Here is a 19,309-nt window from a genome sequence, read left to right on the forward strand (position 1 = left end):
TCTCTTACTGTTATGCCGATGATGTTCGGACGCCCTGACGGTGTTCAGTATCTGATCGACTATCGCACCAGTACTCGTCTTCAATCGTCGTCTATGTACAACGAGTGAGCAATAACAGCAAATCCGGTGACGGTGAGTGCACTTTCAAGTGCCTGTGCATGGTCAAAGGAAAGGGGCGTCAATTGGTGGACGACACCCGCGAGGAGTGACCCAAACGTGACGAACGCGAACCCGACACAGAGCGACCGAAGCGCCGGTGTTCCTCGTTGCTTGAATGCCTGAAACGTCACGAAAGTCACCAGTCCGCCGAGGAGTAACGTTGCCGTCTTCATCCCGACAACGGCGAGTGCAAGTCCATTCATGGTTGTATTACTCCTCCACCGGACACCGGTGACCCACCGCTAGTGAAACGTACATGATGGGTGTACCAGTTAGTAGTCGCAATGACCGGTACGGTTCGGGTATCGTAATACGAGTCTCGTGTCATGTTCTTACTTGTCGTTAACGTCGCGCCACCAGCTCGTAGCGGCGGCGCATTCCTGGATGGTGGTGAGACCGTAAGCCGACTAAGCTCCGCGCCGAACATATTCGTTCTAATCTCCGCTGTCTGGAACCGGCTGTACCGTATAACAGCGATAGTGAGAGAGGTACAGGTGTACGATGTCTCGAAAGAGTACCAGACGTGACGTGTTACAGCGCCTCGGTGCGACAGGTATCACGGTGACGAGTGTCGGACTTGCTGGCTGTTCTTCCTCAGCGAATTCAAACAGTGGTGGATCTAACGGCGAGGAATCCACTAAGACCGAAACAACCGAAGCGTCAGACGGAGGAAATGGAGGTCCGGTCGAAACTGACACCGTTGGTATGACTGAGGAACTCGGATTCGACCCCAAGTCAATTCAAGTCCCGGTCGGGACCACGGTCACCTTCGAGAACACGAGTTCTATCGGCCACTCGGTGACTGCTTACGAAGACAAGATTCCCGACGGTGCGACCTACTTCGCGACCGGCGGGTTCGACTCCGAGCAAGCCGCGAAGGATGGGTACCCAGAGAAGGGGAACCTCGAAGCGGGTGAGTCCTACGAACACACCTTCGAGACAAAAGGCACCTACGAGTACTACTGCATCCCACACGAGTTGAACGGGATGGTCGGCACGATCGAGGTCGTCTAAATGACCAACACCGCATCCGAACCGACCGAAACCGACGAGTCGGTCACTGAATACGAAGCACAGCTCAACAAGGTGTTGGCCGACACCGATGAAACGGCAGCGGGAGAAGACGAAGTCTCGCTCCAACTACCGTCGCTCGGCCTGAGTCGCCGCGACTTCATGAAAGCGGGGGCAGCAGTCGGCACTATCGGCTCACTTGCCGGATGTGCCGGCGTCATGAATAACGGTGAGGGTAACAGCGGAGGAAGCCAAAACCACTCAGGTTCAGGAGACGTCCCCGAACACTTCGTCCCACCGGGAGAACACGACGAGTACTACGGCTTCTGGTCTGGCGGCCACTCCGGCGACATCCGCGTCTACGGTCTGCCGTCGATGCGCGAACTCACACGGGTTCCCGTCTTCAACCGAGAACCCGCAAAAGGCTACGGCTTCGACGATGGGAGCAGCCAGATGCTCGAAGACGCGGGTGGCTACACCTGGGGTGACTCCCACCACCCGAGTCTCTCGGAGACCGACGGCAAGTACGACGGCCGATACATATACGTCAACGACAAGGCCAACGGCCGGGTTGCACGGGTGAACCTGAAGTACTTCGAGACGGACGCTATCACCGACGTCCCGAACGTCCAGTCGGTCCACGGCTGTTGTATTCAGAGCCCCGACACCGACTACATCTTCGCGAACAGTGAGTTCAGGACACCCCTCCCGAACGACGGGCGTGATATCGACAACCCAGACAAGTACGTCTCACTGTTCACCGCACTCGACCCCGAGTCGATGGAAGTTCTCTGGCAGGTCGAAGTCGACGGCAACCTCGACATCCTCGACACAGACAAAGACGGCAAGTGGGCACTCGCGAGCGCCTACAACGACGAAGAGGGCGTCGAAATCGAGGAGATGACCAAGAACGACCGCGATTTCGTCAAGGCATTCAACGTTCCGGCCATCCAGGAAGCGGTCGATGCCGGAAACTATCGCGAGGTTAACGGCGTTCCCATCGTCGACGGGACGAAAGGTAGTTCGCTGAATCAGGGCGACGAACCAGCTGTCCGGTATATCCCGACGCCGAAGTCGCCCCACTGTGTCGAGGTCACGCCAGACGGCAAGTACGGGATGGTCGCCGGGAAGCTCTCGCCGACGGTGTCCATCATCGATATCGAGAAACTTTCGACCGAACCGGACTCGTCGAAGGTCATCGTCGGCCAGCCGAAAGTTGGCCTCGGACCGCTGCACACGACCTACGACGACCGTGGACACGCCTACACGTCGCTGTTCATCGACTCGCAGGTCGTCAAGTGGGACATCGAGACGGCGGTCAACTCACCGAAGCAGTCCGAAGAGGCTATCCTCGGGAAGATAGACGTCCACTATAACCCCGGCCACATCCAGGCGGTCCAGGCGATGTCGACCGAACCGACGGGCGACTGGTTAGTCGTCTTAAACAAGCTCTCGAAAGACCGGTTCCTCCCGGTCGGCCCAATTTACCCGGACAACGACCAGCTCATCTACATCGGCAACGACAAGGACGACGAGCAGGGCGGCATGGAACTCGTCTCGGACCACCCGGTGTATCCCGAGCCACACGACGCGATTTTCGCGACGAAAGACAAGATAGAGCCCGCGAAGACGTGGGACAAATCCGACTACAAGGGCGAAAAAGAGTACGTTACGGAGAGCAACTCACGGGTTGACCGCGTCGACGACGAGACCGTCGAAGTGTACACATCGGTCAAGCGGAGTGAGTACGGACTTCGTGACTTCCGTGTCAAAGAGGGCGACGAGGTGACGATAACCGCGACGAACGTCGAAGGGAGTCAGGACATCGTCCACGGCCTCGTGGTGCCCGAGTACGACATCAACATCGCGCTCGCGCCGCAGGACACCCGTGAGGTCACGTTCACGGCCGACAAACCGGGCGTGTACTGGGTGTACTGTACGTACTTCTGCAGTGCGCTCCACTTGGAGATGCGCTCGCGGATGCTCGTCGAACCGAGAGACTAGCTCATGAGCTACCGACCACCGAGTCTCGACGAGTTCGCCCAACTGCGCCGGGGGTTGCCGGTGTTAGCCGCGGTGTTATTCGTCACTGCGCTTTTGTTCCCGATGTGGTCGATCAACGTCCACGCCGCGCAGTACCCGAACGAAGTACTCCGTCTCCACCTCTATGCGTACCCGCGCATCAGTGGCGACTACGTCGAGATGGCTCGCCTCAACAAGTATATCGGTTTCTACTACCCGGACCCGGTCTACTGGCAACCGAACTTCGAGGTGGAACCGGCAGCCGTCGACGTTCCCGAGTGGTCGCTAGGACCACTTGCGTTCGTCGCCGTCGCCGCCGGCGGTGCGTTCGTCGCAATCGCACCGACTATCAAGAAGCTAAAGCGTGGACTGCTGTACCAACTCGTCGGGACGATTACCGTGTTCACGGTCATGGTCGTCGACATCCAGTACCGCCTCTACCAGACCGGTCACGCTCTCGACCCGGAAGCACCCGTCGTCGGCGTCGACCCGTTCACACCGCCGCTGGTCGGCAAGTACGAGGTTGCAAACATCACGAGTTTCTCCAGTCTAGGGATGGGTGCGTACATGTCCATCATCGCCATCGGCCTGCTCGTCGTCGCGTTCTACTACCGCGACACCGACGCGACGGCCACCACCGCCATCGACTCGATTCGGCGTCGAATTAAGTCGGTTCGGAATACCTCGATAGGCGGTCAGTCCGGCACAAACGATGGAACGAACGTGAAATCGAAGCAAGGGTGAGTACTCTATGAACGTCCCGGCTAGTCGATTGTTCGCGGTCGTCGCCGGTCTCGTCATCGTCACTGCCGGCGTCGGCGTCGCGACGGCACCCACCCACGCACAGACCGACAGTCCAGTCGACTTCGAACAACCGGTCCCGGACGAGTACTCGTTCGAGGGGCCATCAGAGTCCGGCAGCGCGACGGTCGGTGGAGAGACGTATACGTCGCTTCAGACTGCCGTCGACGCCGCCGAACCTGGGGACCAAATCCGGCTCGACGGTGAGTTCGACGAGCGCGTCGTCGTCAACACGTCGAACGTCACGCTGGTCGGGACGCCTGGGCGCACCGCTCGAATCGACGGGAACGGGACCGGTGACGTACTGACCCTCAACGGCGACGACATCACGCTGAGACGCGTGTGGGTGTACAACGGCGGCTACGATACGTCCGGAAACGACGCAGGCATCTGGGTCAACGGGACGAACACCACGATACGAGACAGTCGAGTGACCAAGACGACGTTCGGTATCTGGCTCGACGGCGTCTCGGGGGCCCGAATCGAGAACACAACCATCGTCGGACGCGACTCAGTCGAACCGCGGTCGTACCGCGGGAACGGCATCCAGGTCTTCAAGAGCGACGGCGTGACCATCGTCGACAACCGTATCACGGACACTCGAGACGGCATCTACTACTCGTGGGCGTCCGAGGTGACCGCGCGGAACAACACGCTGTGGGACCTCCGGTACGGCGTCCACTACATGTACTCCGACGACTGCACGCTCGTCGATAACGTCGCGTTCGATAACGACGCGGGCTACGCGATTATGCTCTCGGAGTACATCCGCGTCGTCGACAACGTTGCAGTGAACAACAGCGGGACAAGCGCGCACGGCATCTTCCTCAAGCGCATCGACCACTCGGTGGTCAAGGGGAACGAAGTCGTCGGGAACGGAAACGGTCTGTACGTGTTCAACTCGGTGAACAACACGCTCACTGGGAATCTCGTGCTGGAAAACCGGGTCGGCGTCTACTTCACCGCCGGCAGTTCGAGTCCGACCGTCTCGGAGAACAGTTTCATCAACAACGACGAACAGGTCCGCGCGCTCGTCGGCGAACTCGAAGAGTGGAACGGGACCACGCGGGGCAACTACTGGTCCGACACCCGCGACTCGGACGTCGACGGTGACGGCGTCAACGACATCCGACACAGGCCTGCGGGCCTCGTCGAGCGGTTAACGTACGAACATCCGCAGGCGACCGTCTTCGCGTCGAGTCCAGCGTTCGACGCCTTGCGGCTGGCCGAGAGTTCGCTCCCCGTCATCGAGGTTCCGGGCGTCGTCGACCACCACCCACTGACCACCCCACCCCACAAAGAATGGAGACGATACTATGAACGCGATTGAGGTCACCGGCGTGACAAAGAAGTACAGCGAGATTACAGCGCTCGATAGGCTCTCCCTCGCTATCGAGTCGGGGTCGACGTTCGGCCTCCTCGGGACGAACGGGGCGGGCAAGTCGACGTTATTCAAACTCCTCGTCGGACACATCCGACCGGACGACGGGACGGTGTCGGTTGCAGGAACCGACGTGGCTACCGCCGGTCCAGAACTTCGCAGTATCGTCGGCTATCTACCAGAGCACGCCGGGTTCCCGCCGTCGCTCACCGGCCGAGAGGTGCTCGAATTCCACGCGCGAATGCACAGTCTCCCCGATGCAGCAAGTCGAATCGATGCTGTCCTCTCGGTCGTCGGCCTCTCCGATGCGGCGGACCGATGCGTCGGCGGGTACTCAAACGGGATGACTCGCCGACTCGGGTTAGCCGCCGCGTTGTTGTCGCGGCCGCGTATCCTGTTGTTGGACGAACCGACCGCCGGACTCGACCCGCGAGGTGTTGCGGACTTTCACCGGGTCATCGAACGTCTCGACGCACAGTCGGATCTCACGGTGGTTATCTCCTCGCACGTCCTCACTGAAATCGAGTCACTCTGTGAACGGATTGCCATCCTCCACGGTGGGCAACTCTGCACCGTCGGCGACATCGACGGGTTGCGACGAGAAGTGACCGACGACGTCCGCGTTCGCCTCCGTCTCGGTGACGCTGCGTCGGCCGACAGTATCCAGACTATCGTCTCGGCCTTCGACGCATCGGTTCACTCGACTGACCACGATGGCGACGTGGTCTTCGTCGACTGCGACCCCGAGGACGTGCCGCAGTTACTGACGGAACTCACAGAGGCCGTCACTATCGATGGGTACGATGTTCGAGAACCGGGGCTCGAACGCGTCTTCGAGCAGGTGCTCTCGGAGGCCGAACAGGACAGTCAACCGAGACAGAACGCCGAGAGTTCCGAGCAGCTACGGACGGTGAGCCACGATGAGTGAAGACCAGACAGCACACTCCTCGACTGAACCCGGCGGCGGCACTGTGACAGCCGCCGACCGTTCGTTCGAGACGTCGAGTCAAACCGTGGTGGCGTTCGCTGGACAGACGCTGACGATTGCGCAGTTAGAGTACCGACTCTCACTCCGGAGTCGGTGGACGCTCGCACTCACTGCGTTGTTCGGTCTCCTCTCGCTACTCGTTGTCGGGTTCGGCGGGTCGTCGGCCGGACCGTTCCGAGTCGATGCCGTCGTCGTCAGTCTCGCGTCGCTGGCAACGTATCTCGTCCCGCTCGCGGCGCTAGTCTACGGATACGACACCATCGTAGGCGCAGAAGAGACTGGATGGCTCGACATGGTGTTCGCGCTCCCGGTTTCTCGTGGACGGGTTGTCGTCGGGGCGTTCCTCGGCCGTGCGGCATCCCTCGCGGGAGCGACGGCCATCGGATTCGGCCTTGGTGGCCTCGTGCTGTTCGTCCGCGTGGACACCGTCCCGTGGGGTTTGTACGCGGACGTTCTGTTCGGTGCCGTCACGCTGGGACTCGTGTTCCTCGCTCTCGGCGTCCTTGTCTCTACTGTAGCCGCAGAGAAGACTCATGCGCTCGGAATCGCACTTCTCGTGTGGGCCTGGTTGGTCTTCGGCCACGACCTTGCCGCACTCGGTCTCGTCGCCGCGTTCGACCTGCCGAACGTCATGCTCACGGGTCTGGTGCTCGCGAACCCCATCGACATCTTCCGCGTGTTCGTCCTCTCCGGTCTCGAGATGACCGGGAGCGGGATGGCCGCAGTCGTCACCGGGACAGCTCTCTCCACGACAGTTCTCCTCGGCGGTGCGATGGCGTGGGTCGTCCTTCCAGTGAGCGTCGCTGCACAATTGATTCATCGACGGAGCCTCTAATGAACAAAGTTGGAAACTATCCAGAAACCCCGGTAGCCGAACGAACAGACGACTGTACGACAGTGACCAACAACGACAGTACCAGGCGGAGGCTCCTCAAGGCAGTCGGTGGGAGTATGGTCGCCGGGGTCGCTGGGTGCCTCGGCGGGACTGACTCTGTCGGGAAACCGGCTCCGGATCCAATCGACCTCTCGGGTGGGAAGCGAGACGACCAGGGGGGAATGGTAATCGGTGAGCATTTCGGCCCGAACGGACAGGTGTTCTACCGTAACCACGCTCCCGAGAGTCATGACAACCCGGCGTGGTTCCACACGTTGAGTATGGGCCTCTTCCCGTATCACTTCGACCAGGAGCGAAGGGGATGGGAGGTCGTAGTCATCTACGTGACTGACTATTCATCTGTGGACTACGAACTCATCGACGAGAGAGGAGAGACGTACATCTCGTCGTACACTGCTGCAGATACGTTCGGTGATGCAAGTGAAATGACCTACGTCGCTGACAGTGACGTTCATGGGGGAATGGGAAAGGAGCTCCACCCGTTTTCATCTGCTGACGAAGCTTCATCGTTCGCCACCGAACACAACGGGGAAACAATGAGGCTTGGGGAAGTGACTCCGGAGTGGCTCTCGTCGTATTTTTCACGGTGACTTTCAACCTGGTAGCGCCGGCTATCTGAACATATTCGGCGACAAGTCTTCCCACCTCGGAGGCGAAGAACCAGCTGGAAGTACCGCACGAATCGACGGCCTCGGTTCGGCTTCCCGTGCCAACGGTACTTCCCAGTTGCGTGAGACATTCACTCAGGTATTACAGACCCAGAATCGAAATTCGGTGTCTGGTATTTTTCGACGACGAGCAGTACCGACGCGTGTTGGGATACACAACGTGCCGAGATCTACCATCGGAGTCACTGACAGTGGTACCTTTCTCAGTCTATCAGTCGAACCCGTAGGCGTGCGTTTGAACAGTGAGATGTTGAACGTGGATGGTGAGTATTCATCCACTGCCTTGGGCAGTTAGAACGAGAGTCCGCACTGAATGCCACGCCCTTCAGGGCGTGGTAGCTTACTCTTCGCCTTTTAGAGTATCTTCCTCGCTCCCCCCGTCTAGGAGTACCGTCTCACGTTTCCGTTCGAGCCATTTCCATTCGTTCGTAACCATTCCGTAATCGTCGAGATTCCACGGGTCACCGTCTTCAATGTCCGGACCCTCTAGCCACGACGTGACGATGTTCCACACGAAAATTAACTGACCGATGGCCAAGATGTACACACCGAGTGTAGCGATTTGATGGAGGTCCGTGAAGTACGACACGGGACCAACGGTGAGGTCGTAACTGCCGTACCGACGAGGCATACCACCGTAGCCGAGGAAGATCATCGGGAAGAACGTGAGGTTCGTCCCGACCATCGTAAGCCAGAAGTGCCACTTGCCGAGTGTCTGCTGGTACCATTTTTGGGTAAAAAGCGGGAACCAGTAGTAGACTGCTGCGAAGATAGCAAATGCAATACCTCCCATGATGACGTAGTGGAAGTGAGCGATGACGTGGTACGTATCGTGGAGTACGAGGTCGACAGGGATAGACGCCTCGAACACGCCTGTCACGCCTCCGATGATGAAGTTGGCGATGAAGCCAACACAAAAGAGCATCGGCGTCTTTAATCTGAGACTCCCGTTCCACATCGTCGTAATCCAATTAAACGTCTTGACCGCGCTCGGAATCGCGATTGCGATAGACACGGCCATGAAAGACGCCCGTAGTCGCGGGTCGATACCCGTCGCGAACATATGGTGTGCCCACACGCCGAAACTCAACACGCCCAACGCGAGCGTGGAGTAGACGACGAACTTGAACCCGAAGAGGCGGCGGCCCGAAAAGCGCGGAAGGATATAGCTTATGAGGCCCATCGGTGGGAGGACGAGAATGTATACTTCGGGATGACCAAAGAACCAAAAGAGGTGTTGCCAGAGAATCGAGCCGCCGGCCTCAACGCTGAAGAAAGACGTCTCGAAGTTCCGGTCCAAGAGCAACATCACGAGTGCACTCCCGAGGAGCGGAAACGCGAAGATGATCTGTCCGGACTGGACCAGTACCGTCCACGAGAAGATGTCTAAACTCGCCCAGGTGACCTTCTCGTCGCGTTCTGCGAATATCGTCGCGACGAAATTAATGGCACCCATCGTCGCACTGACTCCAGTTAGGTGTAGTCCGAGAATCATGAGATCGACGCCGGGGTTCGTCTGCTGAACTGAAAGCGGCGTGTAGAGCGTCCACGCGGTCTGAGCCCCTTGAATTCCGACGTTCAATGGCTCGAGTATTAATCCACCCCAGATGAGTAACGCCCCCGGTGGTAACAGCCAGAACGCGATCGCGTTGACGCGCGGGAACGCCATATCGTCGGCTCCAATCAAAAGCGGAATCAAGTAGTTCGAGAAGGAGGCCAGCATCGGGGTCCCGAACAGAAAGAGCATCGTAATCCCGTGTGTCGTCATCAGTGCGTTGTAGAAGCCGAGTCCGAGGAAGTCCGCTGACGGAGTCAACAGTTCTGTACGCATTAAAACGACGGCGATACCACCCCACGCGAACGAAAAGAGAGCGAATACCCCGTACATGAGACCGATGTCTTTGTGGTCGACGGCCGTCAACCAGCGAATGAGTCCGCTCGGTTTCTCCACCCGCTCGGCTGGTTGTACACCTGTCGCTGTCCCACCGGCTGACACCGAGTAAGACTGCCGCCTCTTGACGTGCGAGACCCACCAGACGACCCCCGCCAAAAGTAGGGCCATTACACCTGTAAGCACGAGTTGGCCAGTTTCGACTTCCATACTACCCGGCCAGTTTTTCAGACGGAGAGATAGTGATTATCGGGAACATGTTCGAATAGAGAAATGGACACCTCGGTAGTTGCTGCCGTTCGTGACCACTCACCGGAGTGGGCGAACTAATGGGAATACTTCTTTGACACTGTGGAGCGAGAGAAAGTCGAACTGAGTTGAGTATCTATAGTTCAACACCGGTTTTCGCTACCAGCGACTCGATAGCGGGAAACAGGACGTTGTTCTCTTTGTGGACGTGCAGGTGAGTCTCACGTTCCAACGATTCGAGGCGGTCGAGCATACTCCGGTAACTTGCACAGGCGCTAGACGGAACAGCATACCCGTCGGTCAACTCGGCAATACGGTCAAGGCGGTCGGCAGTCTCCTGGTGGTCGTCTTCGAACCCCTCGATTTCGTTCTCGATGGTTTCGGTTTCGATATCCGAAAGCGGCATCCCTCGTTCGAGTTTTCGGACGATAGGGAAGAGTTCGTCCTCTTCTTCTGAGATGTGTGTCTGCATCTCGTCAGCAAGTTCGACGAACTCAGATTCGGCCTCCTGAAGTTCTGGATGGTCGTCGCTGTGAACCTCTGTAACCTTGTGGACGAGTGCCTCGAGAGCGGGGAGCTCGTCCCGTAATCGGTCGTGGTGAGCCGTGACGATGTGGTCTGTGAGCTCCGACATCGAATTCCATCCGTCAGATTCGTCTTTTGTTTCGGTCTGTTCCGATTCGAGTCTGTCGAGAACGTCATCGACGTCGATACCTGCTTCTTCACAGGCCGATTCGAGTGGGATATCACCTCCACAACAGTAATCAATTCCGACCTCTTCAAACACGTGTGCGAACGCGAGTGTCTCTTCGACCAACGAACTTACCTGACGGTTGGGGGAGATTTTTGATTTCGTCATCGTGATTACCGACCCTATGTCTCGATATCATCGTACGAACTAGGTAGACGTTCGCCCGAACAAATTCGGCCGGGAGATGCGTGACCGAACTCAGTCTCCGCTCGCTTCGAACGAGGGAGCGATACCGATCTCGTCGTCGTGAAGGTAGCACTGCGGATCGGGTGCGAACGGGTCGTCGTGAGCAGAAAGTGCTCGAAGACGTGAACCCCCGCGACAGATGTCTCGGTAGCAACACTCCGCGCAGCGACCCGTCAGGTAGTCATCTCGTGCACGAACTCTGTCGAGAAGTGGGTTGGTCTGGTCGTCCCAGATGTCGCCGAACGACCGGTCCCGGACGTTCCCGAGACTGTATCCCTGCCAAAATTGTGTCATGTGAACGTTCCCTTGATAATCTACGTCAGCAATTCGTTCACCAGTCGGGTCGCCGCCGTTCTGTTCGAGGTAGTCGTACACGCGTTTCGCCGCGTCCCGTCCTTCGTGTTCACGGGCGTACTCGACGAGGAACCCCGCGTCGGCGTAGTTCCCGACGAGAAGTGTCTCGATATCGTGACCTCGGTCGTGGTACTCACGAGTCATATCGCAGAGTCGTCGTACCGCCTTTCGTTTCTCCCCCGGCGTGAGGTCGACGTTCGAGATGTCGGCCCCGCGGCCGCCGTAGTCGAGGTGATAGAAACAAAACCGGTTGACTCCCTCTTCGTAGAGGAGGTCGACGACGTCTCTGAGGTCCGGTGCGTTTCGCTCGGTGATCGTATACCGCAACCCGGTCTTGACATCCGCATCGAGGAAGGCCCTGATTCCACGGAGGGCAGCGTCGAACGCGCCGTCTTTCCCCCGGAAGTCGTCGTTCCGTCCCCGCAGACCGTCGACCGAAATTCCTGCGTACTGGAGGCCTGCATCACGAAGTTCTCGCGCTTTCTCGGGCGTGACGAGCGTTCCGTTCGTCGAGAGAACTGGCCGAATCCCGCTCTCGGCCGCGTACTCGACCAACTCCGTGAGGTCGTCGCGGACGAGGGGTTCACCGCCGGAGAACAAGACGACTGGAATCCCGTACGACGCGAGGTCGTCCAACAGTCGCTTTCCTTCGCTCGTACTGAGCTCGCCGTCGGCAGTTTCCGTGTCGGCCGCTGCGTAGCAGTGTGCACAGTAGAGGTTACACTGCTTCGTGAGGTTCCAGACGACGACCGGACGACGCTGCTTTTCTTCAGTTATTTGTGGTTTGGAGGTCTCGGATGCTGCGTCGTATCGGAGACCATCGCCTTCGGCACCGACGTCACAGAGAAGTTTACTAATCGATATCATCACTCAAAAGAGCGGTCTTCCCCACCGGTTTCGATACGGACGGGTTCGGCGTCGTCGTCAAGGTCGTGCGTCGAGAACCGCGCAACACCGTCTGCGGGACAGAGCCAGATGTCGACGGCGTACCACGCGAACAGTTTCGTGGCCTGTTCGTAGGCGATTTCGAGAGATGGCGCGGTGATACCCCCTGCGTGTCGAAGCGGAGAGTCGTCCTCATCACGAACGAACACCTCCCACTCTGTCTCGACAGCATCACGTGGCTTGTCGCCGACGCGAAAACGCTGTGGCTTTTCTACCATATCTACGCCTGCGGGATAGACGATGAACACGATTCCCCCGATGATGTTCGGTGAATCAGTTGGCGAAACGCACGTTGGCCACAGTTCGCTTCAAAGAGACTCTTAGTTCGGACGCCAGAAACCGCGGTCGAGTCTGTGAGTCAGAGGACCTTGATGTGAACTCGCTCGATACGGTCGATGTCCATCGGAAGGTTGCGTTGGATCGCTTGCGACGTCATCGGGGATATTCCGCACCCCCCACACGCTCCCGACAGTTGTATCCACACCTCGCCGGTGTCCGGATCGATGTCTCGTATCGCCGCGTTCCCCCCGTGCATCGCAATCTGTGGGAAGTTCTTTCGAAGGAAGGTCACGACTTCATCGGCGAGGGACTCGTCGTCGGACTCGACACCGTCTCGGGTATCGAGCGTTTCTGCACACATACCGACTAAAACGCCGCAGGGGGTGGTGGAGGTTTGGCCGAACATATTCTGTCAGTCGCTCGGCGACCAAATCACCCGGCCACTGGTTTCGATATCAGGTCAGGAGTGGTCAGTTGCCTCTTCGAGGTGATCGAACTGCGCTTCTAGTTCCTTCCTTCGTTGTCGAGAAATCACAGTCGAGTCGAGGAACTCACCGATAAGAGCGACATCAAGTGCGAACTCGGTCGTCGCTGTCACCTCTACACCCTCGGGGACAGGTTCGAGTCGATAACTCGTTCGCATCTCTTCGAAGATTCCCTTTCGCTGTTCGTAGGCCAACTCGGGATCCGCGTCGTCTACGACTTTCAAGTGGAGTGTGATTTCGGCGGGCCCGACCTTGTTCGACACCCGAATATCTCGGTCGTCGACGTCGACCGAGTCGAATCCCGATGCCCGTATGAACGGGACGAGGTCGTGCATCGCTCGACTGACCGCTTCGGGTGATGCGGCTATCGTTCGGCTGACGGTGACTGTCTGCATACGTTCCTCATGGATGAGTAGACTAATACCTTCGACGATACCAGAGCCAGACTGACCTGCCCGATGTCTGCTTTAGACGACAGTACACTATACGATTCGCCGGGGCGAACGGCGTTCGGGAGAACGCTTTTAGAGGGAGTCCCGAAACGTCGTGGTGATGTCCGAAGAGTACGACAATCTGCCGTTAGTCTATTCGTGTTCTGGGTGTTCAAGCGCGGCACAGATGGCGAACGACCTCGCCGTCAGACTCGACCGTGAACGACTCGCAGAGATGTCCTGTATCGCCGGAGTGGGCGGTGACGTCGCCCCACTCGTGAATACTGCGACGTCAGGGCGGCCGATGCTGGTGATCGATGGATGCCCGCTTGAGTGTGCACGAGAAAGTCTTGGGCACCACGACGTCACGCCAGACCGGCACGTCAACCTCGCTAAAGAGGGAGTTCCAAAAGAATATCACGTCGATTACGACAACGAGCAGGCAGACAAGATGTTCGAGGTGCTCGTTGAGTCAGTCGAAGAGATGAACGCGACGATATGACCGGAGTTACGTCGGGTGGTTACCCGTAAGCATCCAATAGAAACTCTGCAGTAACTTTCCGAGGAGATATCCGACAAGAACTCCGAGGATCGCACCTTCAGTTCCCCGGAGCACAAACCCAACGGTACCACAAAGAACTGAGAACCCGAGGTGGGTGACGGTAGATGATACTGTTTGCACAAGTACTCTCTCGAAATGCGTGATAGAATATATTGGTCCGAACCAGTTCGTGTAGGGTAAACGACGCGGGGCTCTGCTTAAGAAGAATAAACAATGGATACATCACACGGTGGTGGCTGGGACAATCGAAGTCATGTGCAACCGTGATCTGCTTGAACTCATGCAATATCACTCCTTGGACCGAATACGGGGATTCAGTCGAGACTACAGAATCCGATGCTCAGCCGAGTAGCCCAAGCGAGTCAATCTCGTCGCTCACGACCTGAATTGCCTCACGTGCAAACTCCACTTTCTTCGCACCCGTGATGACTATCTTCCCCGATCCAAACAGCAAGACCACTACGTTCGGCTCGTCGATCCGATAGACAAGGCCAGGGAATTGCTCGGGTTCATACTCGACGTTTTCGAGCCCGAGACCAATCGCAAGTGCGTTCAGATTGAGAGTTGTTCCGAGGTCTGCACTCGAGACGATGTTCTGCACAGTCGCCTCTTCCCGGTTATCGATTGGAATTCCAAGGCTACCGAGTTCTTCGAATACCTGATCTAATGCACGGTTGACCCCGTCGATGCTACTCGCACCAGTGCACACGATTTTGCCAGACCGGAAAATCAGATTCGCTGCTTTTGGCTCCTGTGTTCGATACACGAGTCCCGGGAAATTATCCGGATTGAACTCCGCTCCGGTGACGTCGTTCGAGAGCGATTCCAAATCCAATTCCTGACCGATGGCGCTTGATGCAACCACGTTTTGAATCTCGAGAGACTCAAGGCGTGTTTCGTGAGACATTATATTTATATTCTAAATACTACTACTTAAACAACTGTGTGAATTAAGATTTTCTCAGAGGACAGCCAAACGTAGCAAAAAATACATACTGAATCCTGCTGAGGTCTTCTGTAGCAGACAGTCTTTTCTCTGGTTGGTAGCCTGTTTGAGAGATGAACCACAACATCAAACACGATTGCGGATGAAGTGTGTCCTACAGGCCCGTCATGTTCCACAGGACGTGACCTGCCTGTCATGGATGTGTAATCGCGTACCGAGCCACCCGCATCCACCCCTTGATAACTCCCTCGTGGGCACCGCGCCCACCGCGTTTGGTGCCCCGATACCCGTGTTATTGGATTGTTGCGAGTCACGGTTCGCGGACTGTGTTAGTAGAGATTTCCCGCTAGGAGAACAGTTGACTTAGGCAACAGGTGATTAGTTCGGAGAGTACGGGTCCGTAGCATCTACCGACAGCCCACCTGTTGTGGTCTTCGGTTCCCGCTATTGCTTTGTCGCCGTCATACCCATCGAAATCTGCAACCGTTCCACTTCGTTGTTGGGCAACTCAGACTCGGATACACCCGTCTTCTTCGAGGTGCCAGCAGAGCTGGTCTCCATCGTTGATTCCCAGTTCTCGGCGAATCCGAGCTGGAATCATCACTAGGTTCCCAGACACCTTGCTCTCAGCGTCTGCTGATTCGCTGCCCATGACCAACCACTAGCACCATTTAGTTCTAGTGTGTCGTCACACTACAGAATAACAATCGAGTTGGTGCTCAACACACCCCATCGTTTCCGGAGAAAACTCGGATACTCAGCCGAGGAGTCCAAGCGACTCGATCTTCGCTCAGATACGCGTGATCTTTGCTCTCAGCGTTGACGTTCCCAATCCTCCCCACACAACGTCTGGTGGTGCGTTCGAATCGTTTTAACTGAGGCATCGCTCACGGCCGCAACACGCGCCTGCGTGAGCGGCCAGTCTCGTTCAGCCGCAGCAGTATACACACACGCTGCAGCGACTGTATGCGGATTCGCGCCCCGATGAGCCCACTCACTACTCGATGCCTCGGCTAACGACCGTGCTCGTCGCCGGATCTGGTCCGTCACATCAAGCGCATCCGCCACTCGCGGAACGAACTCGACTGGTGTGACGGGCTTCGCAGGCAGCCCCAACTCTGTATTAAGGGCGTTGTACGCTGACCGGACACGCGATTCAGCCACCCGTGCGAGTGGGACGACTTCGCCGAGCGTCCGCGAAAGCCCCGCACATCGACAGGCCGCGTGGACGCTCGCAGCCGCGACTGCTTCGATCGACCGCCCCGGCAACAGATCCGCCTGTTGAGCGGACCGGAAGCACCGGCATGCTTGGTCACGCAGGCTGTCGGGGAGGTCGAGCGCGCCGGCAAGCCGCCGGACTTCGTCCAAACCGTGAGCCAACCGTCGCTCACGACTCGATTGATACCGACTCCGACTGTGCTGGGTACGGAGTCGGGAGAGTTGCTGTCGGCGCTCGCCCGGGATCGGCGTCCCGTTCGCGTCGACGTGCCGGCCGATTTCGGTCGCGAGGCCGTGATCGTGTCGCGTCGGCGTTCGCGGCGCACCCACTCGCTTGCGCTCGTCACGTTCGAACGACTGCCACTCGGGACCGCGGTCGATGCCGTGGCCGTCGATGATGAGCCCACACGACTGGCACCGCCGTTCACCAGCGTCCGTAATGACCTGTCCACCACACTCCGGACAGGAGGCGTCCCCACAGGATTTCCCGCACGATTCGTCGAACTGTCGCTCGTAGACATCTCGTGTCGCCATCTCGAACACCACGCGACGCATCTCGCTGCGCCCCGCACCCGTCAGGGGCCGAAAAACGCCGTTACTGTCTCGAACAATTTTGATTCGGCTGGAGGTCACTAACTGACTGAACCACAAGGCCAAACATGATGGCAGGCCGATTAGCGTTGCAGGCTCGTCGTGTCACACAAGACGCGCCCTGTTCTGCAGCGGGTGCGGAATCGCGTACCAACCCATCTGCGCCCACCCCTTGATAACTCCCTCGTGGGCCTCGTGCCCACCGCGTTTCGCACACTCGACAGTCGTATCAGTCGATCTCTGCAGGCCACGGTCCGTGGACATCGTGAGTAGGAATTCTCACCAGGCAAACAATTAACTGAACCAACAGATAACTATCTTGTATGAGTAGCTCACCATGGACCGCGAACTTTGCGACTGAAAAAAGCAGATGTGCAGCCGACATCCAACGCCTCCTCGAGAAGTACCCGCAGCCGGTCGTCTATGAGGTCATGAGTGAACTGCTCCGTCGGGAGATGCGCGAGCAGTTTGCTGGTGCGTACGCTATGTCCCAGCAGTCCGACGACTGACGAGTGACTGGTTGACGTACGAAACTCTCACCAACGACTACTCAGACAGGTCACGCCGCCCAGCGTCGATACAGTTCCAACAAGGAAGAGCTTCAGAGAGCTGTTCACACTCGCAGGGCAGGTCTGCTGTGTCGTCATCGCCGCGTGATGTTGACCCACCATCTGCGACGACGCGCATCTGGATGGCGAGGTCGAGTATTCGTGGGCGAATCGCGACCGCAACCCGATGTTTACACGGACCGTCACTACCTGCGTCAGCCGGACATGAACACGAGTCGGGCACACCATCCCGAATTCGAACGCGGTACTCGTGCACGTCCGGATCGGCATAGCTCTCGTTGCGTACACGGACATCGCCATCAAGGAGTTCGAACGCGAAGGCCTCGTACTGCGCCCGCCTGAGGACGCGCGTAGGTGGATCGGACTCTGGTAGTACAGGAGTCATGGTAGCCAGCGCGCAATGCGCGCACCCCTTCGGGCGCATGAAAAACTACGCCGGACAGCAGAAGTGTTAGACCGCGTCGAGTGTCGAGAGAATCTCTTCAGCCGTCCCGCTAATCCGACCCAGTCGCTCTTGCAGCACGTCTGTCTCCTCGCCCTGCCACGCCGCGAGATAGAACGCCGACCCACTCGTGTCTAAGCCGAGATATCGACCGACCACGTACGCAACGGCCTCCGCTTCGACCTCGCGTTTCGCCCGCTCGGTTGCGTCGGTGATGTCGAAGTGCAAAATCGCGTGGGCGTACTCGTGGATGATCGTCGATGCGAGATCGGCACGGTTCGGCCGATTCTTCACTTCCACGAGTGGAGTGAGATCTTGGACGCTCCGTGACTGGCAGACGCCCTTTGCCTCCCCATGTCGCCACTCGTCGGGATCGACGATGCGGACGGTCACGCCGAGGTCCGACGCGATGTGAGTGAGATCCTCGACGAGCGTATCAGGCTCACCGGTCGCCGCCGTATCCAGCTTTGGGAGTGGCTCGCCCTCAGTCTGCGAAATGTCGAAAACCGGTGCAGGCTTGAAGCCCACGAGGCCCTCCGACCACTCTTCGGGTGGCGTCTCGTCGTACTCACACTCGCTGTTTTCGTGATAGCTCGGTGCGTTCCCACACTCGGGGCATTGGGTCGTGATGATCGGCGCCCAAATCCAGATCGCCGACTCGCCTTCCTCAACGTATCGGTCGAACTCTGCTTGCCACGTCCGGTAGCCAGCGACTTTCGTCGCCTCGGGGCATTGGAGGGTGATGAGGAGTGTGTTGCGGTGGGAGTAGTCGTGGAACTCGCTCTGGACGTCCAACCACGCTTGGAACTGCTCGCTGGCCTGCGCGTCGTCAACGTCGGCAGCGAGGTCCGCAAGCCACTGCTCGATCGTGCGATGCATCTCATCGTGTCGCGTGTCGGTCTCGTCGAACGACACCGACGGGGAACTCGTTGTTGCCATTGGTTTCAGTTCTAACACGTCTCTCTAGGACGCGCCGCACCCCTCTGGGGCGCACAAAAAACAGGTGAGACGACCTACTGGTCGGTGTCCTCGCACTCGAGGCTCCGAAGGTACTGTCGACACTCGCCGAACAGGCCGCTTGCAGTCGCCTCGCCAGTCGTGAGGTGGCGAACCCACTCAATCGCCCAGCAGTACATGGGATCGGACTCACCTGTGCCGTGGATGTACCACCAGCGAGCGGCTTTGAGCACAACGAGCGAATTCGTCGGCGGCCGTTCGCTCAGAAGGTCCCACGAAATCGACTCGATTTCATCGGGAATGTCGGCTCGGGTGAACTCCGAACGATGCACGAGGTCGAGGTCAACCGGAATCTCGTCGATCGAGACGTCAGACTCTGTTTGTTGGTGACTCATGGAAATCACGTTACACGGACTGTGTCTTCAGCCCGCACCCATCACGGGCGCAAAAATAACCACGGCGCGCTAGTCCCGACGGGTCTCTCGATCGACGCTATGCGAGGTGCGACACTTCCTCCGGTTCGGATTC

At 58.1% G+C, this 19,309-nt stretch carries 21 protein-coding genes and 1 pseudogene; 9 read left to right on the top strand and 13 right to left on the bottom strand.

Features of this window, described 5'->3' with window-relative positions:
- Nucleotides 1-80: 80 nt before the first annotated feature.
- Nucleotides 81-362, bottom strand: a complete 282-nt coding sequence (locus tag C438_RS02755; RefSeq protein ID WP_004967726.1) for a DUF7521 family protein — start codon at nt 360-362, stop codon at nt 81-83.
- 298 nt (nt 363-660) lie between these two features.
- Here C438_RS02755 and C438_RS20220 point away from each other — a divergent pair, with 298 nt between their 5' ends.
- From C438_RS20220 to C438_RS02790, 7 genes are all read left to right on the top strand, one after another.
- On the top strand, nt 661-1,173 hold the full coding sequence (locus tag C438_RS20220; protein WP_049917689.1) for a plastocyanin/azurin family copper-binding protein: 513 nt from the start codon (nt 661-663) through the stop codon (nt 1,171-1,173).
- On the top strand, nt 1,174-3,174 hold the full coding sequence (gene nosZ / locus C438_RS02765) for a TAT-dependent nitrous-oxide reductase (protein WP_004967728.1): 2,001 nt from the start codon (nt 1,174-1,176) through the stop codon (nt 3,172-3,174).
- A gap of 3 nt (nt 3,175-3,177) precedes the next feature.
- The gene (locus C438_RS02770) at nt 3,178-3,936 is read left to right on the top strand and encodes a hypothetical protein (RefSeq protein ID WP_004967729.1); all 759 of its coding nucleotides are present in this window, start codon (nt 3,178-3,180) and stop codon (nt 3,934-3,936) included.
- A gap of 7 nt (nt 3,937-3,943) precedes the next feature.
- Nucleotides 3,944-5,323 (top strand): nitrous oxide reductase family maturation protein NosD, encoded by a 1,380-nt coding sequence (nosD, locus tag C438_RS02775; protein ID WP_004967730.1) that lies wholly within the window; start codon nt 3,944-3,946, stop codon nt 5,321-5,323.
- Nucleotides 5,310-6,302 (top strand): ABC transporter ATP-binding protein, encoded by a 993-nt coding sequence (locus tag C438_RS02780; protein WP_004967731.1) that lies wholly within the window; start codon nt 5,310-5,312, stop codon nt 6,300-6,302. Before nosD ends, C438_RS02780 begins: the two co-directional genes overlap by 14 nt.
- Nucleotides 6,295-7,197 (top strand): ABC transporter permease, encoded by a 903-nt coding sequence (locus C438_RS02785; protein ID WP_049917690.1) that lies wholly within the window; start codon nt 6,295-6,297, stop codon nt 7,195-7,197. Before C438_RS02780 ends, C438_RS02785 begins: the two co-directional genes overlap by 8 nt.
- A gap of 116 nt (nt 7,198-7,313) precedes the next feature.
- Nucleotides 7,314-7,847: a nitrous oxide reductase accessory protein NosL gene (locus C438_RS02790; protein WP_193363622.1), complete on the top strand. Its 534-nt coding sequence runs from the start codon at nt 7,314-7,316 to the stop codon at nt 7,845-7,847.
- A 418-nt stretch (nt 7,848-8,265) separates the two neighbouring features.
- On the opposite strand, the gene C438_RS02795 is transcribed toward C438_RS02790, so the two are convergent.
- The 6 genes from C438_RS02795 to C438_RS02820 form a co-directional block, all read right to left on the bottom strand.
- Entirely contained in the window at nt 8,266-10,026 is a 1,761-nt protein-coding gene (locus C438_RS02795) for a cbb3-type cytochrome c oxidase subunit I (RefSeq protein WP_004967735.1), read from the bottom strand.
- Between the two features lie 175 nt (nt 10,027-10,201).
- Entirely contained in the window at nt 10,202-10,924 is a 723-nt protein-coding gene (ric, locus tag C438_RS02800; protein WP_049917691.1) for an iron-sulfur cluster repair di-iron protein, read from the bottom strand.
- A 90-nt stretch (nt 10,925-11,014) separates the two neighbouring features.
- Complete coding sequence (locus tag C438_RS02805) at nt 11,015-12,223, bottom strand: TIGR04347 family pseudo-SAM/SPASM protein (protein ID WP_049917692.1); 1,209 nt, start codon at nt 12,221-12,223, stop codon at nt 11,015-11,017.
- Nucleotides 12,223-12,519, bottom strand: coding sequence for an Htur_1727 family rSAM-partnered candidate RiPP (locus tag C438_RS02810; protein WP_049917693.1), 297 nt, complete (start codon nt 12,517-12,519; stop codon nt 12,223-12,225). The genes C438_RS02805 and C438_RS02810 overlap by 1 nt, the downstream gene beginning before the upstream one ends.
- 140 nt (nt 12,520-12,659) lie before the next feature.
- Complete coding sequence (locus tag C438_RS02815) at nt 12,660-12,941, bottom strand: iron-sulfur cluster biogenesis protein NfuA (RefSeq protein ID WP_049917700.1); 282 nt, start codon at nt 12,939-12,941, stop codon at nt 12,660-12,662.
- Nucleotides 12,942-13,040: 99 nt separating this feature from the next.
- Nucleotides 13,041-13,460, bottom strand: a complete 420-nt coding sequence (locus C438_RS02820; protein ID WP_049917694.1) for an SRPBCC family protein — start codon at nt 13,458-13,460, stop codon at nt 13,041-13,043.
- 157 nt (nt 13,461-13,617) lie between these two features.
- Here C438_RS02820 and C438_RS02825 point away from each other — a divergent pair, with 157 nt between their 5' ends.
- On the top strand, nt 13,618-13,998 hold the full coding sequence (locus C438_RS02825; RefSeq protein WP_004967741.1) for a putative zinc-binding protein: 381 nt from the start codon (nt 13,618-13,620) through the stop codon (nt 13,996-13,998).
- 400 nt (nt 13,999-14,398) lie between these two features.
- On the opposite strand, the gene C438_RS02830 is transcribed toward C438_RS02825, so the two are convergent.
- From C438_RS02830 to C438_RS18880, 3 genes and pseudogenes are all read right to left on the bottom strand, one after another.
- A complete protein-coding gene (locus tag C438_RS02830) occupies nt 14,399-14,965 on the bottom strand; it encodes a TATA-box-binding protein (protein WP_004967742.1) in 567 nt (188 codons plus the stop codon).
- A 385-nt stretch (nt 14,966-15,350) separates the two neighbouring features.
- A pseudogene (locus C438_RS20225) lies at nt 15,351-15,656 on the bottom strand (AbrB/MazE/SpoVT family DNA-binding domain-containing protein).
- Nucleotides 15,657-15,817: 161 nt separating this feature from the next.
- The gene (locus C438_RS18880; RefSeq protein ID WP_004967743.1) at nt 15,818-16,756 is read right to left on the bottom strand and encodes a transcription initiation factor IIB; all 939 of its coding nucleotides are present in this window, start codon (nt 16,754-16,756) and stop codon (nt 15,818-15,820) included.
- A 380-nt stretch (nt 16,757-17,136) separates the two neighbouring features.
- Between C438_RS18880 and C438_RS02835 the strand changes: the two genes are divergently transcribed.
- Nucleotides 17,137-17,322, top strand: a complete 186-nt coding sequence (locus tag C438_RS02835; protein ID WP_004967744.1) for a hypothetical protein — start codon at nt 17,137-17,139, stop codon at nt 17,320-17,322.
- Nucleotides 17,323-17,359: 37 nt separating this feature from the next.
- On the opposite strand, the gene C438_RS18885 is transcribed toward C438_RS02835, so the two are convergent.
- The 3 genes from C438_RS18885 to C438_RS02845 form a co-directional block, all read right to left on the bottom strand.
- Entirely contained in the window at nt 17,360-17,767 is a 408-nt protein-coding gene (locus C438_RS18885) for an SWIM zinc finger family protein (protein ID WP_004967745.1), read from the bottom strand.
- Nucleotides 17,768-17,833: 66 nt separating this feature from the next.
- Entirely contained in the window at nt 17,834-18,763 is a 930-nt protein-coding gene (locus C438_RS02840) for a hypothetical protein (RefSeq protein WP_004967746.1), read from the bottom strand.
- Between the two features lie 74 nt (nt 18,764-18,837).
- A complete protein-coding gene (locus C438_RS02845; protein ID WP_004967747.1) occupies nt 18,838-19,176 on the bottom strand; it encodes a hypothetical protein in 339 nt (112 codons plus the stop codon).
- Nucleotides 19,177-19,309 lie beyond the last annotated feature (133 nt).

This window comes from Haloferax denitrificans ATCC 35960, from assembly GCF_000337795.1.
Lineage (GTDB): Archaea > Halobacteriota > Halobacteria > Halobacteriales > Haloferacaceae > Haloferax > Haloferax denitrificans.

Bases quoted from the DNA above. Each gene is read 5' to 3' on its own strand.
- C438_RS02755 (WP_004967726.1), bottom strand. From the start codon at position 362: ATGAATGGACTTGCACTCGCCGTTGTCGGGATGAAGACGGCAACGTTA.
- C438_RS20220 (WP_049917689.1), top strand. From the start codon at position 661: ATGTCTCGAAAGAGTACCAGACGTGACGTGTTACAGCGCCTCGGTGCG.
- nosZ (WP_004967728.1), top strand. From the start codon at position 1,174: ATGACCAACACCGCATCCGAACCGACCGAAACCGACGAGTCGGTCACT.
- C438_RS02770 (WP_004967729.1), top strand. From the start codon at position 3,178: ATGAGCTACCGACCACCGAGTCTCGACGAGTTCGCCCAACTGCGCCGG.
- nosD (WP_004967730.1), top strand. From the start codon at position 3,944: ATGAACGTCCCGGCTAGTCGATTGTTCGCGGTCGTCGCCGGTCTCGTC.
- C438_RS02780 (WP_004967731.1), top strand. From the start codon at position 5,310: ATGAACGCGATTGAGGTCACCGGCGTGACAAAGAAGTACAGCGAGATT.
- C438_RS02785 (WP_049917690.1), top strand. From the start codon at position 6,295: ATGAGTGAAGACCAGACAGCACACTCCTCGACTGAACCCGGCGGCGGC.
- C438_RS02790 (WP_193363622.1), top strand. From the start codon at position 7,314: ATGGTCGCCGGGGTCGCTGGGTGCCTCGGCGGGACTGACTCTGTCGGG.
- C438_RS02795 (WP_004967735.1), bottom strand. From the start codon at position 10,026: ATGGAAGTCGAAACTGGCCAACTCGTGCTTACAGGTGTAATGGCCCTA.
- ric (WP_049917691.1), bottom strand. From the start codon at position 10,924: ATGACGAAATCAAAAATCTCCCCCAACCGTCAGGTAAGTTCGTTGGTC.
- C438_RS02805 (WP_049917692.1), bottom strand. From the start codon at position 12,223: ATGATATCGATTAGTAAACTTCTCTGTGACGTCGGTGCCGAAGGCGAT.
- C438_RS02810 (WP_049917693.1), bottom strand. From the start codon at position 12,519: ATGGTAGAAAAGCCACAGCGTTTTCGCGTCGGCGACAAGCCACGTGAT.
- C438_RS02815 (WP_049917700.1), bottom strand. From the start codon at position 12,941: ATGTGTGCAGAAACGCTCGATACCCGAGACGGTGTCGAGTCCGACGAC.
- C438_RS02820 (WP_049917694.1), bottom strand. From the start codon at position 13,460: ATGCAGACAGTCACCGTCAGCCGAACGATAGCCGCATCACCCGAAGCG.
- C438_RS02825 (WP_004967741.1), top strand. From the start codon at position 13,618: ATGTCCGAAGAGTACGACAATCTGCCGTTAGTCTATTCGTGTTCTGGG.
- C438_RS02830 (WP_004967742.1), bottom strand. From the start codon at position 14,965: ATGTCTCACGAAACACGCCTTGAGTCTCTCGAGATTCAAAACGTGGTT.
- C438_RS18880 (WP_004967743.1), bottom strand. From the start codon at position 16,756: ATGGCGACACGAGATGTCTACGAGCGACAGTTCGACGAATCGTGCGGG.
- C438_RS02835 (WP_004967744.1), top strand. From the start codon at position 17,137: ATGAGTAGCTCACCATGGACCGCGAACTTTGCGACTGAAAAAAGCAGA.
- C438_RS18885 (WP_004967745.1), bottom strand. From the start codon at position 17,767: ATGACTCCTGTACTACCAGAGTCCGATCCACCTACGCGCGTCCTCAGG.
- C438_RS02840 (WP_004967746.1), bottom strand. From the start codon at position 18,763: ATGGCAACAACGAGTTCCCCGTCGGTGTCGTTCGACGAGACCGACACG.
- C438_RS02845 (WP_004967747.1), bottom strand. From the start codon at position 19,176: ATGAGTCACCAACAAACAGAGTCTGACGTCTCGATCGACGAGATTCCG.